The organism is Photorhabdus sp. RM96S (genome assembly GCF_042879335.1).
GTDB classification, from domain to species: Bacteria; Pseudomonadota; Gammaproteobacteria; order Enterobacterales; family Enterobacteriaceae; genus Photorhabdus; species Photorhabdus kayaii.
The window spans coordinates 64,316-79,017 of the sequence record NZ_JBHFKT010000016.1 but is presented as its reverse complement, the minus strand read 5'-3'; the positions used below and the strand labels follow the sequence as shown (position 1 = coordinate 79,017).

At 45.7% G+C, this 14,702-nt stretch carries 19 protein-coding genes; 1 reads left to right on the top strand and 18 read right to left on the bottom strand.

From position 1 onward, the window contains the following. Positions 1–240: 240 nt before the first annotated feature. The 15 genes from rplL to fkpA form a co-directional block, all read right to left on the bottom strand. Complete coding sequence (gene rplL / locus ACGF49_RS11645; protein WP_113043081.1) at positions 241–609, bottom strand: 50S ribosomal protein L7/L12; 369 nt, start codon at positions 607–609, stop codon at positions 241–243. A gap of 63 nt (positions 610–672) precedes the next feature. Further along, positions 673–1,179: a 50S ribosomal protein L10 gene (gene rplJ / locus ACGF49_RS11640; RefSeq protein ID WP_112879332.1), complete on the bottom strand. Its 507-nt coding sequence runs from the start codon at positions 1,177–1,179 to the stop codon at positions 673–675. 315 nt (positions 1,180–1,494) lie between these two features. Beyond that, entirely contained in the window at positions 1,495–2,196 is a 702-nt protein-coding gene (rplA, locus tag ACGF49_RS11635; RefSeq protein ID WP_113043082.1) for a 50S ribosomal protein L1, read from the bottom strand. 3 nt (positions 2,197–2,199) lie between these two features. Next, positions 2,200–2,628, bottom strand: coding sequence for a 50S ribosomal protein L11 (rplK, locus tag ACGF49_RS11630; protein WP_011144821.1), 429 nt, complete (start codon positions 2,626–2,628; stop codon positions 2,200–2,202). A 161-nt stretch (positions 2,629–2,789) separates the two neighbouring features. Then, positions 2,790–3,335, bottom strand: a complete 546-nt coding sequence (nusG, locus tag ACGF49_RS11625; RefSeq protein ID WP_011144820.1) for a transcription termination/antitermination protein NusG — start codon at positions 3,333–3,335, stop codon at positions 2,790–2,792. Position 3,336: 1 nt separating this feature from the next. Continuing rightward, entirely contained in the window at positions 3,337–3,720 is a 384-nt protein-coding gene (gene secE / locus ACGF49_RS11620; RefSeq protein WP_112879334.1) for a preprotein translocase subunit SecE, read from the bottom strand. Between the two features lie 274 nt (positions 3,721–3,994). Continuing rightward, a complete protein-coding gene (tuf, locus tag ACGF49_RS11615) occupies positions 3,995–5,179 on the bottom strand; it encodes an elongation factor Tu (protein ID WP_113043084.1) in 1,185 nt (394 codons plus the stop codon). A gap of 73 nt (positions 5,180–5,252) precedes the next feature. After that, positions 5,253–7,361 carry an elongation factor G gene (gene fusA / locus ACGF49_RS11610; protein ID WP_112895473.1) on the bottom strand — a complete coding sequence of 703 codons (2,109 nt, stop codon included), beginning with the start codon at positions 7,359–7,361 and terminating at the stop codon, positions 5,253–5,255. An 80-nt stretch (positions 7,362–7,441) separates the two neighbouring features. After that, positions 7,442–7,912 (bottom strand): 30S ribosomal protein S7, encoded by a 471-nt coding sequence (gene rpsG, locus ACGF49_RS11605; protein ID WP_011144816.1) that lies wholly within the window; start codon positions 7,910–7,912, stop codon positions 7,442–7,444. 97 nt (positions 7,913–8,009) lie between these two features. Beyond that, positions 8,010–8,384, bottom strand: a complete 375-nt coding sequence (gene rpsL / locus ACGF49_RS11600; protein ID WP_011144815.1) for a 30S ribosomal protein S12 — start codon at positions 8,382–8,384, stop codon at positions 8,010–8,012. 135 nt (positions 8,385–8,519) lie between these two features. After that, positions 8,520–8,807, bottom strand: coding sequence for a sulfurtransferase complex subunit TusB (gene tusB, locus ACGF49_RS11595; protein ID WP_113043085.1), 288 nt, complete (start codon positions 8,805–8,807; stop codon positions 8,520–8,522). A 20-nt stretch (positions 8,808–8,827) separates the two neighbouring features. Further along, positions 8,828–9,187, bottom strand: a complete 360-nt coding sequence (gene tusC / locus ACGF49_RS11590) for a sulfurtransferase complex subunit TusC (RefSeq protein WP_113043087.1) — start codon at positions 9,185–9,187, stop codon at positions 8,828–8,830. A gap of 9 nt (positions 9,188–9,196) precedes the next feature. After that, a complete protein-coding gene (tusD, locus tag ACGF49_RS11585; RefSeq protein WP_113043088.1) occupies positions 9,197–9,592 on the bottom strand; it encodes a sulfurtransferase complex subunit TusD in 396 nt (131 codons plus the stop codon). After that, the gene (locus ACGF49_RS11580) at positions 9,592–10,314 is read right to left on the bottom strand and encodes a transcriptional regulator (RefSeq protein ID WP_036779966.1); all 723 of its coding nucleotides are present in this window, start codon (positions 10,312–10,314) and stop codon (positions 9,592–9,594) included. The genes tusD and ACGF49_RS11580 overlap by 1 nt, the downstream gene beginning before the upstream one ends. Before the next feature lie 355 nt (positions 10,315–10,669). After that, positions 10,670–11,434, bottom strand: a complete 765-nt coding sequence (fkpA, locus tag ACGF49_RS11575) for an FKBP-type peptidyl-prolyl cis-trans isomerase (protein ID WP_113043089.1) — start codon at positions 11,432–11,434, stop codon at positions 10,670–10,672. Between the two features lie 251 nt (positions 11,435–11,685). Here fkpA and ACGF49_RS11570 point away from each other — a divergent pair, with 251 nt between their 5' ends. Continuing rightward, entirely contained in the window at positions 11,686–11,904 is a 219-nt protein-coding gene (locus ACGF49_RS11570; protein ID WP_228901089.1) for a protein SlyX, read from the top strand. Positions 11,905–12,008: 104 nt separating this feature from the next. On the opposite strand, the gene slyD is transcribed toward ACGF49_RS11570, so the two are convergent. The 3 genes from slyD to kefB all read right to left on the bottom strand — a co-directional run bounded on the left by slyD (position 12,009) and on the right by kefB (position 14,700). After that, complete coding sequence (gene slyD / locus ACGF49_RS11565) at positions 12,009–12,581, bottom strand: peptidylprolyl isomerase (RefSeq protein WP_113043091.1); 573 nt, start codon at positions 12,579–12,581, stop codon at positions 12,009–12,011. Positions 12,582–12,668: 87 nt separating this feature from the next. After that, positions 12,669–12,872 carry a YheV family putative zinc ribbon protein gene (locus ACGF49_RS11560; protein WP_113043092.1) on the bottom strand — a complete coding sequence of 68 codons (204 nt, stop codon included), beginning with the start codon at positions 12,870–12,872 and terminating at the stop codon, positions 12,669–12,671. Next, positions 12,856–14,700, bottom strand: coding sequence for a glutathione-regulated potassium-efflux system protein KefB (gene kefB, locus ACGF49_RS11555; protein WP_113043093.1), 1,845 nt, complete (start codon positions 14,698–14,700; stop codon positions 12,856–12,858). The genes ACGF49_RS11560 and kefB overlap by 17 nt, the downstream gene beginning before the upstream one ends. Positions 14,701–14,702 lie beyond the last annotated feature (2 nt).

The window sequence follows — 14,702 nt, the reverse complement described above, 5'->3', positions numbered from 1 at the left end:
ACCCATTACTATTACTCTTAAATCATTTCATTGCGTTGCGTTACATTACTACCGAGCTACCCGAGTGGATCGTAGCTGAAAACGCAGTATATTAAGTCGTCAATAGGAAAAAGTATTTGGGGGTTAATTAACAGCCAAACAGTGGAAATGCTGCTAATGCCCTACAGCGCAAAAAGGCTGGTGATTAAAAAATCACCAGCCATCAGCCTTTAAAGTCAGGCTGCTAACTTAAAACTGAACTTACTTAACCTCAACAGAAGCACCAGCTTCTTCCAGAGATTTTTTCAGTGCTTCAGCATCATCTTTGCTGATGGCTTCTTTCAGTACAGCTGGAGCGCTTTCAACCAGATCTTTAGCTTCTTTCAGACCCAGGCCAGTTGCGCCACGTACTGCTTTGATAACAGCAACTTTGTTACCGCCAATAGCAGACAGAACAACGTCAAACTCAGTTTGTTCTTCAACAGCTTCAGCAGCACCGCCAGCAGCAACAGCTACCGCCGCAGCAGCAGAAACGCCGAATTTGTCTTCCATTGCAGTGATCAGTTCAACAACATCCATAACGGACATGGCTGCAACTGCGTCCAGAATTTGTTCTTTATTGATAGACATAACAAGTGTTCCTAAAATTCAGAAATAATTTATACGTTAAAAAGCAACGAAGGAAATCGGCAATTAAGCTACTTCTTTCTGCTCGCGTGACTCGCGTAACGCAGCCAGAGTACGAACCAGTTTGCCTGCAACGGCTTCTTTCATGGTTGACATCAGGCGTGCGATTGCTTCTTCGTAAGTCGGGAGTGTTGCCAAACGGTCAATATTGGCCGCAGGAATAAACTCACCTTCAAAGGCTGCTGCTTTAATCTCGAATGCTGGATTCGCTTTCGCGAACTCTTTGAACAGACGAGCAGCTGCGCCCGGGTGTTCGTTAGAGAAAGCAATCAAGGTTGGACCAACAAACGCTTCTTTCAGGCACTCATAGGCAGTACCTTCAACAGCACGGCAGATCAACGTGTTACGAACAACACGAATGTAAACGCCAGCTTCGCGACCTGCTTTACGCAGTTCAGTCATTTTATCTACAGTAACGCCACGGGAATCCGCAACAACCGCAGACAGCGCGCCTTTGGCAACTTCGCTGACTTCAGCAACAATCGCTTGTTTGTCTTGAAGATTTAGTGCCATTAGCTTCTTGCTCCTGGATTAACCGGGAAGAACCCGGAACTCACATCGCTCATAACACCATAAAGGGGCCTGAGCTCTAAAACACGGTGAGCAGAATCCAGAAATAAATTTCATTTGGCTCTGTCACCGTCTACGCAGGAATATTAAGTAATTACTTACACCTGCGGTCTTGGACGGGGCTTGGATTAGGCCAAGCTCCAACCGAAAATTTTTTATTTAGCTAATAAAAAACTTACTAGCCAAACATAAGGCGCCAAATTTTAGACAAATCTGACGCCAAGGTAAAGCGATAATCACAATCACATTCAGCTAAAATTAAGCTGAAGCATTCAGACCAGACTGGTCAATCGCAACACCTGCGCCCATGGTAGTGGACAAGCTAACTTTCTTAATATAAATACCCTTAGCAGAAGATGGTTTGGCTTTTTTCAGCGCAACCAGCAGAGCTTCCAGGTTTTCTTTCAATTTGTCAGCGTCGAAGTTAACTTTACCAATGGTGGTGTGGATAATGCCGTTTTTATCGTTACGGTAACGAACCTGACCCGCTTTAGCATTCTGAACAGCTTCAGCAACGTTAGGCGTTACAGTACCCACTTTAGGGTTTGGCATCAAACCACGAGGACCCAGGATTTGACCTAATTGGCCAACAACACGCATTGCATCTGGAGAAGCGATAACAACGTCAAAGTTCATTTCGCCTTTTTTAACCAGTTCAGCCAGATCTTCCATACCTACCAGTTCAGCGCCCGCTGCTTTAGCAGCTTCCGCATTTGCGCCTTGGGTAAATACAGCTACGCGAACGGAACGGCCAGTACCATGAGGCAGTACCGTTGCACCACGCACGTTCTGGTCAGATTTACGAGCGTCGATGCCGAGATTAACAGCAACATCAACGCTTTCTACGAATTTAGCGGTAGCCAGCTCTTTCAGCAGAACAACAGCTTCGTTAATGTCATACTGCTTAGTTGAATCCATTTTTTCACGGATTGTGCGCATGCGCTTGGTCAGTTTAGCCATCGATTAACCCTCCACTACCAGGCCCATGGAACGAGCAGTACCTTCAATTGAACGCATCATTGCGTCAACACTAGCACCGGTCATATCCGCAGCTTTAGTTTCAGCAATTTCACGAATCTGTGCGCTGGTCACTTTACCAACTTTATCTTTGTTCGGTTTGCCGGAACCCGATTTAATGCCCGCAGCTTTCTTCAGCAGAACAGCCGCTGGTGGGGTTTTAGTAACGAAAGTGAAGGAACGATCAGAATAAACAGTGATCACAACAGGAATTGGCAGACCTTTTTCAATGCTATCAGTTTTAGCATTGAACGCCTTACAGAATTCCATGATGTTAACACCCTGCTGACCCAGAGCAGGACCTACTGGAGGGCTTGGGTTAGCCATACCAGCTGCAACCTGCAACTTGACATAGGCCTGTACTTTCTTAGCCATTGATAATTTTCCTCTATGTGGGTGGTATCGCCTTTAATTTAAAAGGCTCCCCTGTCATTTCAGCCCCGCCTTATCCAGGCCAGACTACTAAAAAACAAAAGGCGCGGAATTGTATGTTAATTTCTCACCTATTGCAAGCCAGCAAAAGATACGCTCGAAAATTACGCCTTCTCTACCTGGCTGAAATCCAGCTCAACCGGTGTCGCACGACCAAAGATAGAAACTGAAACTTTCAGGCGGCTCTTCTCGTAATCGACTTCTTCCACAACACCATTGAAGTCTGCGAATGGACCATCGCTGACACGAACCATTTCGCCTGGTTCGAACAATGTTTTTGGCCGTGGTTTATCACCAACCTGCTGAAGGCGATTCATAATCGCATCAACTTCTTTATCACTGATTGGTGCCGGACGGTCAGATGTACCACCGATAAAACCCATGACGCGTGGTACGCTGCGAACGAGATGCCATGTTGCATCGTTCATGATCATTTGTACCAGCACATACCCAGGGAAGAATTTGCGTTCACTTTTGCGACGCTGGCCGCTACGAATCTCAACAACTTCCTCTGTTGGCACCATCACTTCGCCAAAAGAATCTTCCATATCATGTAGTTTGATATGTTCACGTAAAGATTGTGCAACACGACCTTCAAACCCGGAAAATGCCTGTATAACATACCAACGTTTTTTTGGGGAATCTGACATCTTAGAACCTCAGGCCTGTAATAAGTGAAACTAAACGCACCAGGATACCGTCAAGACCCCAGAGGATCAAAGACATCAATGCAGTCACCGCCGCAACAATCAAAGTCGTGTGCAGCGCTTCCTGGCGAGTTGGCCAAATGACTTTGCGCATTTCAATGCGGGCTTCGCGAGCGAAAGCCAGTGTGGTTTTACCCTTTGCAGTCCAGAGCGCAGCCGCTCCCGCAAGAGCAACAATAACAACAACCGCCATCGCGCGTAGAGGAAGGCTATACTCCCGATAAAGGTAGTTTCCAACGATAGCAACCGTTAATAAGGCTGCCACTAATAGCCATTTCATTACTTCAAGACTACGCCTGCTTTCTTGAGCATCGCTATTCGTACTCATAAACCAACCTGTAACTATGATTTAAATAGATAGCCAGCTTGCCTCGCAAGAGCAAAACAAATCAGACCGAACCAAAAAATTTGAGTGATTGTATCTGACTTGGCGCCATAATTCAGTATGACATTGTATATCTGAGAGCGATATAGCCAATTCGTTGCATCAGAGCCTATCTCACCAATAATTAAAAACAACTATTGATGAGATAGGTTCTTATTAAGACAACGTACAAAAAGGGCATCGGTTGATGCCCTTTTTGTGTAATCACATCAAAAAATTAAGCGATAACTTTAGCAACAACACCAGCACCTACTGTACGGCCGCCTTCACGGATAGCAAAGCGCAGACCCTGGTCCATTGCGATTGGGGCAATCAGGGTAACTACCATCTGAATGTTATCACCTGGCATCACCATTTCCACGCCTTCTGGCAGCTCAATAGTTCCGGTCACGTCAGTTGTACGGAAGTAGAACTGTGGACGGTAGCCTTTGAAGAATGGCGTATGACGGCCACCTTCGTCTTTGCTCAGAATATAAACTTCTGATTCGAAAGTGGTGTGTGGCTTGATTGAACCTGGTTTTGCCAGTACCTGACCACGTTCGATTTCGTCACGTTTTGTACCACGCAGCAGAACACCGACGTTCTCACCCGCACGACCTTCGTCCAGCAGTTTGCGGAACATTTCTACACCAGTACAAGTGGTTTTAGTGGTATCTTTGATACCCACGATTTCAACTTCTTCGCCCACTTTAACGATACCGCGCTCTACACGACCGGTGACAACCGTACCACGGCCAGAGATAGAGAACACGTCTTCGATTGGCAGCAGGAATGGCTGGTCGATTGCACGCTCTGGTTCTGGGATGTAGCTGTCCAGGGCTTCTGCTAGTTCGATGATTTTTGCTTCCCACTCTGCATCACCTTCCAGTGCTTTCAGCGCGGAACCACGGATAACTGGCGTGTCATCACCAGGGAAATCATACTGAGACAGCAGCTCACGCACTTCCATCTCAACCAGTTCCAGCAGCTCTTCGTCGTCTACCATGTCACATTTGTTCAGGAACACGATGATGTAAGGAACGCCTACCTGACGGCCTAACAGAATGTGCTCACGCGTCTGTGGCATCGGACCGTCAGTCGCGGCAACTACCAAGATTGCGCCGTCCATCTGAGCCGCACCGGTGATCATGTTTTTCACATAGTCGGCGTGGCCTGGGCAGTCAACGTGCGCATAGTGGCGGCTTGGGGTATCGTATTCTACGTGAGAAGTAGAGATGGTGATACCACGCGCTTTTTCTTCTGGTGCATTATCAATTTGATCGAATGCACGAGCGTTACCACCGTAGGTTTTAGCCAATACAGTAGTGATAGCAGCAGTCAGGGTAGTTTTACCGTGGTCAACGTGACCGATAGTACCAACGTTAACGTGCGGTTTTGTACGTTCAAATTTTTCTTTAGACACGACTCTATTCCTTAATATCGCACCCTCATCATATTGGAGAGGGCGCTGAATCTAGATATTAAACCCGAAAAACTTATTTAGCTTTACGAGATTCGATAATAGCCTGAGCGACGTTGCTCGGCGCTTCATTGTACTTCAGGAACTCCATAGAGTAAGAAGCACGACCTTGGGTCTGAGAACGCAGGTCAGTAGCATAACCAAACATTTCAGATAATGGTACCTGAGCACGTACGATTTTACCGGTAGTCATATCTTCCATACCGTCAATCATACCACGGCGGCGGTTTAGGTCACCGATAACGTCACCCATGTAATCTTCTGGTGTTTCAACTTCAACTTTCATGATGGGTTCCAGCAGAGCTGGTTTCGCCTTCATAAAGCCTTCTTTGAAGCCCATAGAACCTGCGATTTTGAACGCCATTTCAGAAGAGTCCACTTCGTGGTAAGAGCCATCGAACAGTGCCACTTTAACGTCAACAATCGGGTAACCGGCCAGAACACCATTTTTCATTTGTTCCTGAATACCCTTATCTACTGCCGGGATATATTCTTTAGGAACAACACCACCAACGATTTCATTGGCGAATTCATAGCCTACGCCACCGGGTTCCATTGGTTCAATACGCAGCCATACGTGACCAAACTGACCACGACCACCAGACTGACGAACAAATTTACCTTCTTGCTCAACAGTAGAACGGATGGTTTCACGGTAAGCAACCTGAGGTTTACCGACGTTCGCTTCAACTTTGAACTCACGACGCATACGGTCAACCAGAACATCCAAGTGAAGCTCACCCATACCGGCGATAATAGTCTGACCAGATTCTTCATCGGTAGACACGCGGAATGATGGGTCTTCTTGAGCCAGACGACCTAAAGCGATACCCATTTTTTCCTGGTCAGCTTTAGTTTTTGGCTCAATAGCAACAGAAATGACTGGCTCTGGGAATTCCATACGCTCCAGGATAATTGGTGCGTTGATATCACACAGCGTATCACCGGTAGTCACATCTTTCAGGCCAATCGCAGCGGCGATGTCACCTGCACGAACTTCTTTAATTTCTTCACGTTTATTAGCATGCATCTGAACGATACGGCCAAAACGCTCTTTTCTGTCTTTCACTGGGTTAAGAACGGTATCACCGGAATTAACCACACCAGAGTAGACACGGAAGAAGGTCAAGTTACCAACGAACGGGTCAGTAGCGATTTTAAACGCCAGTGCCGAAAATGGTTCGTTGTCGTCAGAATGACGTTCTGCCGACGTATCTTTACCGTCTGGCAGAATACCTTTAATGGATTCAACATCCGTTGGTGCTGGTAGGTACTCAATAACTGCATCCAGCATTGCCTGAACACCTTTGTTCTTAAATGCAGAACCACAGGTAACCAGGATGATTTCGTTAGTCAGAACACGATGACGCAGACCAGCTTTGATCTCTTCTTCAGTCAGTTCTTCACCGCCAAGGTATTTTTCCATCAGCTCTTCTGATGCTTCCGCAGCGGCTTCAATCAAATTGCTACGCCATTCTTCCGCCAGATCCTGCATATCAGCTGGGATATCTTCGTAAGTGAAGGTGGTTCCCTGATCTTCATCGTTCCAGTTGATGGCTTTCATTTTCACCAAGTCAACAACACCGGTGAACGCATCTTCTGCACCAATGGCTAATTGCAGAGGTACTGGGTTTGCCGCCAAGCGAGTTTTGAGCTGCTCAACAACGCGTAAGAAATTCGCTCCCATACGGTCCATTTTGTTAACGAACGCAATACGTGGAACTCTATATTTATTTGCCTGACGCCATACGGTTTCGGACTGTGGCTGAACACCACCAACCGCACAATAAACCATTACGGCACCGTCAAGAACACGCATGGAACGTTCTACTTCGATGGTGAAGTCAACGTGCCCTGGAGTGTCAATGATGTTGATACGGTGCGCATCAAACTGCTTAGCCATACCTGACCAGAAAGCAGTTGTTGCTGCGGAGGTGATGGTAATACCACGCTCCTGCTCCTGTTCCATCCAGTCCATAGTAGCAGCGCCATCATGAACTTCACCGATCTTATGGTTTACACCAGTGTAGAACAGAATACGTTCGGTAGTGGTGGTCTTACCGGCGTCGATGTGTGCACTGATACCGATGTTACGGTAGCGTGCAATGGGTGTTGTACGAGCCATTTGATTCCTCTATTCCTAGGACGTTCAATGTAAATCTGGGTGGCAGAACAGCCACCCAGGGCATCATCACTACGATGAGATTACCAACGGTAGTGTGCGAACGCCTTGTTAGCTTCTGCCATACGGTGAACGTCTTCACGTTTCTTAACAGCAGTGCCTTTATTCTCGGCTGCATCAGATAATTCGTTCGCCAGGCGCAGGGCCATAGATTTATCACCGCGTTTACGAGCAGCTTCAACGATCCAACGCATTGCTAACGCATTGCGACGAACCGGACGAACTTCAACTGGAACCTGATAAGTAGAACCACCAACACGGCGGGACTTAACTTCCACGGTTGGACGCACATTATCCAATGCAAGTTCAAACGCTTCCAGGTGCTCTTTACCAGAGCGCTGAGCCAGGGTCTCAAGCGCACTATATACAATTGCTTCCGCAGTAGATTTTTTACCATCTACCATCAGGATATTGACGAATTTGGCCAGTAATTCAGATCCAAACTTTGGATCTGGCAGAATTTTACGCTGACCAATTACACGACGACGTGGCATGGAAATACTCCGTTTCGAATTCAGGGTTGTCCAAAACTCTATGAGTTTATTTTGACATTAAGGTAAATAATGTTTGGCCTTACTTAACGGAGTACCATTAAGCTTTTGGCTTCTTCACACCGTACTTAGAGCGACCTTGTTTACGGTCTTTAACACCGGAACAGTCCAGTGCACCGCGAACAGTATGGTAACGCACACCTGGCAAGTCTTTAACACGACCGCCACGGATCAGAATTACGGAGTGTTCCTGCAAGTTGTGGCCTTCACCACCGATGTAAGAAGAAACTTCGTAACCGTTAGTCAAACGCACACGACATACTTTACGCAGTGCAGAGTTTGGTTTTTTAGGGGTGGTGGTATATACGCGAGTACATACGCCGCGCTTCTGCGGGCAAGCTTCCAGAGCAGGAACGTTGCTTTTTGCAACCTTCATGCTACGGGGTTTGCGCACCAGCTGGTTAATAGTTGCCATTATTAAAAAAACTCCTGGTTTTTTTGCTTCGTAAACACGGATTAAATCTCTTGTCTGCCTAACGGCAAAACACGAGGACGCGGAATTTTATGGCTGACTCGCCAAGGTGTCAAGAAATATACAGCTTTTTCTCAACTACCAGGCGAATTGTTGATGGTGTTTTACCGTCAGGTTAACAAAGTCAGTATAGTCGATCACTTGCACTTTGTCTGAAACCTGATCGCCCAATCCCCGCGCCTCAATATCTTCTTTTAGCGCATACAATGTAGCACCACGACTAATCAACGCCGGCAGATAGCAATTACCCTCAATACCTGCCAGTACACCATCCTGAATAAATAAGATGTCATCACCACTGGCAAGCAGCTTGGATATCACATTAAAATCACATTGATATGGCGATCGGCCAACAGTATATAGCATCTCATTGTCCTTCCAATAGCTCAGAATGTCAGCACAACATCATAGTCAACCAGTTTCTCACGGATCGTTTCTGCGGGTATCAGTTTCGCATCCAGAACAAAATGATTGACTGAGCTTAATCCACGCATAACAAGGTCTTCCTGGCACAAATAACATTCCTCAATATCGTACAAAGGCAACACCTTAAAAGTAGCGATATAGTTTCTGGAGAGAATTCTGTCAGGCTGCTGACCTGGTAATAGTTGAAACACACCGTCAGAAATAAAAAATACACCTATCTTTTCTGTTAATGCCGAAGTTGCCAGCAATGCATCTAGACCTTCTCTACCCCCTGCATCACCATGAGGTGCTTTAGTGAAGACAAAAGCAATTTTTTTCATTTTTGCCTCTCAGAATTGCACCACACGGTCACAAGTTAACATAGCTTCAGCCAGTGTTCCCAATCCGCTTAATTCAAACCCTTCAGCCAAGTTTGCTACCGGTAAATTCAACTCACTTGCCTGCTGAACATCAAGAATACCACGGCGAAGGGCAGCGGCAATACAAATGTGCATGCTAAACCGGTGCTCCGTTGCCATCATCTGCCATGCGCTAACCAAGTTAAACTCATCACTGGCTGGTGCAGTCAACTGATTGCCGTTATAAACCCCTTCCCGATAAAAAAATACAGTATTAAGTTTATGCCCCATCAAAATCAAAGCTTGCGCGAATTGGTAAGCACTGCTGGCTTGTTGGGTGCCATATGCAGGCCCCGTAACCAGCAGACAATAAGACAGCGAAGACATTACCGCTCAGGCCCTAAACATTCACCATTTTTAAACTGACGAATATAGAGATAAACAGTATGCTTAGAAATATTTAAACGCTCAGCAACCTGATTGATTGCATCTTTAATATCAAAAATACCTTTCTCATAGAGATTCAGAACCACCTGTCTGTTCTTGGCATTATTGGATACACTGCGATCAATATTAACTTCTTCGATAGTATACTCCAGCGTTTGCGCAACCAAATCATCCACGGATGAGGCAAAATTTACATTTGGTGCGACATCATGTGTTTCCTCTGGAATAAATGTCTGAATAATTTCAGAGAAAGGGACATCAAGATTCATATTGATGCACAAGAGGCCGATCACTCGGCGATTCCGGTTGCGGATCGCAATCGTGACTGACTTCATCAATGAACCGCTTTTCGCTCGGGTAAAATAGGCTTTGGATGCACTACAGTCTTCGTCTGTAATGTCATGTAACATACGCAGCGCAAGATCAGTAATAGGTGAACCTATTTTACGACCGGTATGTTCTCCGTTGGCTATTCTGACAGCTGAACATTTCAGATCTTCCAATGAATGAAGGACAATCTCACAATGCCCACCAATTAGCATAGCCAAGCCATCAACTGCGGCTTCATAAGACTTTAAAATTTCGTGGTCCGTTTCAGTAAACGGTTGGTTTTCCAGTAAATCGACATCACTGATATCACCAGATAATAACGGGTTAGACATTAAATACACCATCCTTCAATCGCAGACAACGTCTTGCTAAAAACACAACGTGATAAACCTATAAAAATTTCTTGTGAAAACTCAATTATTGCAGCTTAACAGAGATCCTAATCAAAGATCTTTGCATTCACATGAAATATTGACGTTAAAACCACATGACATCATCGTCAAGCCATTGCTACTCAGACATTTGGTCTCTATCACAGCTTTCAGTAACAAAAAACCGTTGACAGAATCTCTACCAACGGTTTTATCCATATTCATCAAAGATATTTAGCGAATATACCCGTTATCTTTCAAGTTGCCTCTTTGTTGGCTGCACTCGCGATGCATCTTAAAATCCATGGGGTATAGCTTACTTAGCTTTGGTCTCCGCTTTAACATCCAGCAACTCAATATCAAATACTAGTGTCGAATTTGCAGGAATACCGGGCAGATCCGCTTTACCATAGGCCAGCTCTGGTGGAATAACCAATTTAATTTTTCCACCTTTTTTCACATTCTGTAAACCTTCTGTCCAACCTGGGATAACGCTATCCAGGCGAATAGAAAGGGGTTCATTACGTTTATAGGAACTATCGAACTCTTTACCGTCAATCAATGTCCCCCGATAGTTCACAACTACCGTGTCGCTTGCCACAGGCTTCTTACCGCTGCCTTCCTTCTCTATTTTATATAAAAGGCCGGTTTTACTCTTAATGACCCCCTTTTCCTTAGCAAATTCTTCACGATATTTAACGCCTTTAGCTTCATTCTCTCTGGCTTCTTTTTCCATCTTAGCTTCAGCGGCAGATTTCACTTTACCTTCAAATGCACGCAGCGTATTTTCAATTTCGCTGTCAGTCAGTTTGCTCTTGTTATTAAAAGCATCCTGCACACCCGATAACAATTGATCTTTATCCAATGGGATACCCAGAGATTTCTGTTCTTTCAGGGTGTTTTGCATATAACGCCCTAAAGATGCGCCCAGAGCATAAGCATTTTGCTGATCTTCTGTTTTAAATGCGCTGTTCAATTCTGTGCTACTCTGACTATCTGCTTTAGCCGCCAGCACCTGAGGGGCACTGAAAGCCATCGCTAATGTGGTAGCAAGCAGGGTAATTTTAAACAATGATTTCATCTGTTTCTCCAATAGCTTTGGGGGATTTTACCGTCAGCAAAAGTTATGCAACCAAGTCACTATAACCGTCTACAGGAGCACAATACAATATTTGCCATTTTTTAGTGCCCCCAAGCTTATTAGGACAACATGAATGACAAGAGGTTTCATAACAACCGCATTTCACAGAATATTCTGGGCATAGTAGGCTACTCTTAATTAATATGAGGCATCTAACACGGGTAATACAGGACCTGAAACGGGAGAAAATCATGGATCTGTCAGAATTTGAGCAACGGCTTGAACATTTGGAAAGCCGAGTTGCCTTTCAGGAAATCACTATCGAAGAGTTGAACGAGGTGGTTACTGAACAACAAATGGAGATAGCTAAATTAAGGGAGCATTTGCGGTTGATGACAGAACGATTGAAAGCCACTCAACCCTCAATGGTCGCTTCACAGTCTGAAGAAACACCACCACCTCATTACTGATTTTGACTAAGTAAAACTATACACAGGGCAAGTAAGAGAAACCAACTATCCCAAGCTTGCCCCACTTTTTTGAATATTAAAGCTTGACAACCTGCTTTAATTTATCAGTGGCAACTCCCGCCACCGCAGCACCCATTCCCTTCATTATGGTGATGATGACCGTCGTCATCACCGTGACCACCGCAGCACCCTTCACCATGTTCGTGACCATGAGCACCATGAACATGACCATGAGCCAGTTCTTCTTCAGTCGCTTCACGGATGGCAATAACTTCAACATTGAATTTTAGATTCTGACCAGCCAGCATATGGTTACCATCAACCACAACATGCTCATCTTCAACTGCTGTAATTTCTACGGGTACTGGCCCCATATCGGTATCAGCCAGGAAACGCATGCCAACTTCCAGTTCATCAACACCAACAAAGACATCTTTTGGCACACGCTGAACCAGATTGTCATCATACTGACCATAGGCATCATCAGCCTGTACGCTGACATCAAAACTCTCACCCGCCTCACGGCCTTCTAGCGCCTTTTCCAAACCGCTGATCAATGAACCACGGCCATGCAGATAGTCCAACGGCGCACTCGCCGGTGACTCATCAACTAAAACACCATCTTCTGTTCTTACTTGATAAGCCAAGCTAACTACCAAATCTTTTACTACTTTCATGACATCTCCTACCCGTGGGTCTAAAAATTTTACCGATTGTAGCGGAATTTTCAGTCTCTGTACTCACTCGCGCTAATATTCACATAATTATTGTGGGGTAAAAATACCAATAACCTGCTCTTGCTTTCTAACATGAGGGGTCACTTTCTCATCAGTCTGGCGTTGTTGGTGACCACAATGGACACATTCCACCACATCCACCTGATCTTCTTGCCACATTGCCAGCGTGTCCTGAGAGTGACATTCTGGGCAGACAGCACCGGCAATAAATCTCTTACGGCTTATTGACATGATTTGCTCCGCTATTATTCATGTATTCATGCTCATTCCAACCATCTGGTTGGCGACGTTCATTCAGCATTTCCCGTTCGAATAGCTCTTCCAGTTCCCGTCGCGCCTCTTTTATACGAGATATGTGAGCCACATCACCCTGTAGCTGCGGCATAAGTTCTCTTAGCATCCGCATATCTAACCGCTGGAAATGTTGTTTTGCTCGATTAGCTTTATGCGGATGCATTCCCAATTCGACTAAGGCTTTACGCCCCAGTTCCAGGGCACTGGAGAAAGTTTCACGGGTGAAATTTTCTATTCCATTTTGTAGCAGTTCATGCGCTTCCAGGCGTCCTCTGGCTCGCGCCATAATATGCAGATTAGGGAAATGTTTCTGGCATAAATGAACGATCATCATGGTATCTTCCGGCTCATTACAGGTGATGACTATCGCTTTGGCTTTCTCCGCGCCTGCCGAACGTAGCAGCTCCAATTCAGCCGCATCACCATAATAAACTTTATAGCCATAACGCCGCATAGTACTCACAGCACTGACATCGCGTTCTAACACCGTTATACGGATTTTATTCACCATTAGAAGACGACCGATTACCTGTCCGAACCGGCCAAAACCCACTAAAATCACCTGCGGATCATCATCTTCTACAAAGGGCTGTTCATCTGTCTCATCTTTGGCATTATAACGGCGTGCCAGAATAGCATCTATCAATTGCATGACCAGCGGCGTTGTCATCATCGATATCGTCACCACGACCAGCAACAAAGCCATCTGCCCACTATTGAGCACATTCTGGCTCAGTGCAGCAGAAAACAGAACAAAGGCGAATTCTCCCCCCTGGCTGAGTACACCGGAAAATTGCAAGCAGGATGCCCCCCGTAAGCCAGCACTCATTGCGATAAGATACAGAACAATGCCTTTCACCATCACCAAAGCCAGCACACCAAGTAGTACTTCGGACAGATGTATCAGTAATACCCCTAGATTCAGAGACATACCGACCGAAATAAAAAACAACCCCAACAGCAATCCTTTGAACGGTTCTATGGAGATTTCCAGTTCATGGCGGTATTCACTATCCGCCAGTAATACTCCGGCGATAAAGGTTCCGAGTGCCATAGAAAAACCGAGCGCTTCCATAAATAGCGCTGAGCTGAGTACCACCAGTAACGCCGCCGCAGTAAATAACTCACGTACTCCAGCTCTGACGACCAAACGGAACAGCGGACGTAACAGATAACGGCCACCGAGCAACATGCCAGCAAAAGCAGCAATTTTTAACGCTATTCGATACCAGTCACCGGAGGCTGTTCCACCTGCCAACAACGGAATCAATGCCAAAGCCGGGATCACCGCCATATCTTGAAATAGCAAAACCGAGAAACCAAGCTGCCCGCCTTCATTGCGGTTCATGCCCTTCTCTTTCATGAGTTGCAGGGCCATTGCCGTTGAGGACATCGCCATACCGATACCACCAATAACCGCCGCTTGCCATGAAAAATCGGTCAGATATAACAACACAGCCAGCACACTCGCCGTGAAAATAACCTGAGCTGCACCAACACCAAAAATAGATCGTCTGAGTTGCCAGAGTTTAGCGGGGTTAAGTTCAAGGCCGATGATGAACATCAGGAAAACAATCCCTAACTCCGAGAAATGAAGAATATCATCAACATCCCTGATAAAACTCAACCCCCACGGACCCAAGACAATCCCTGCCAACAAATAACCTAATACTGCCCCAATCTTGCATTTCTGTGCGATTGGCACTGCTACAACGGCAGCAAATAAAAACAATACACCGGCGCTCAATTGCGCTGAATGCTCCATAA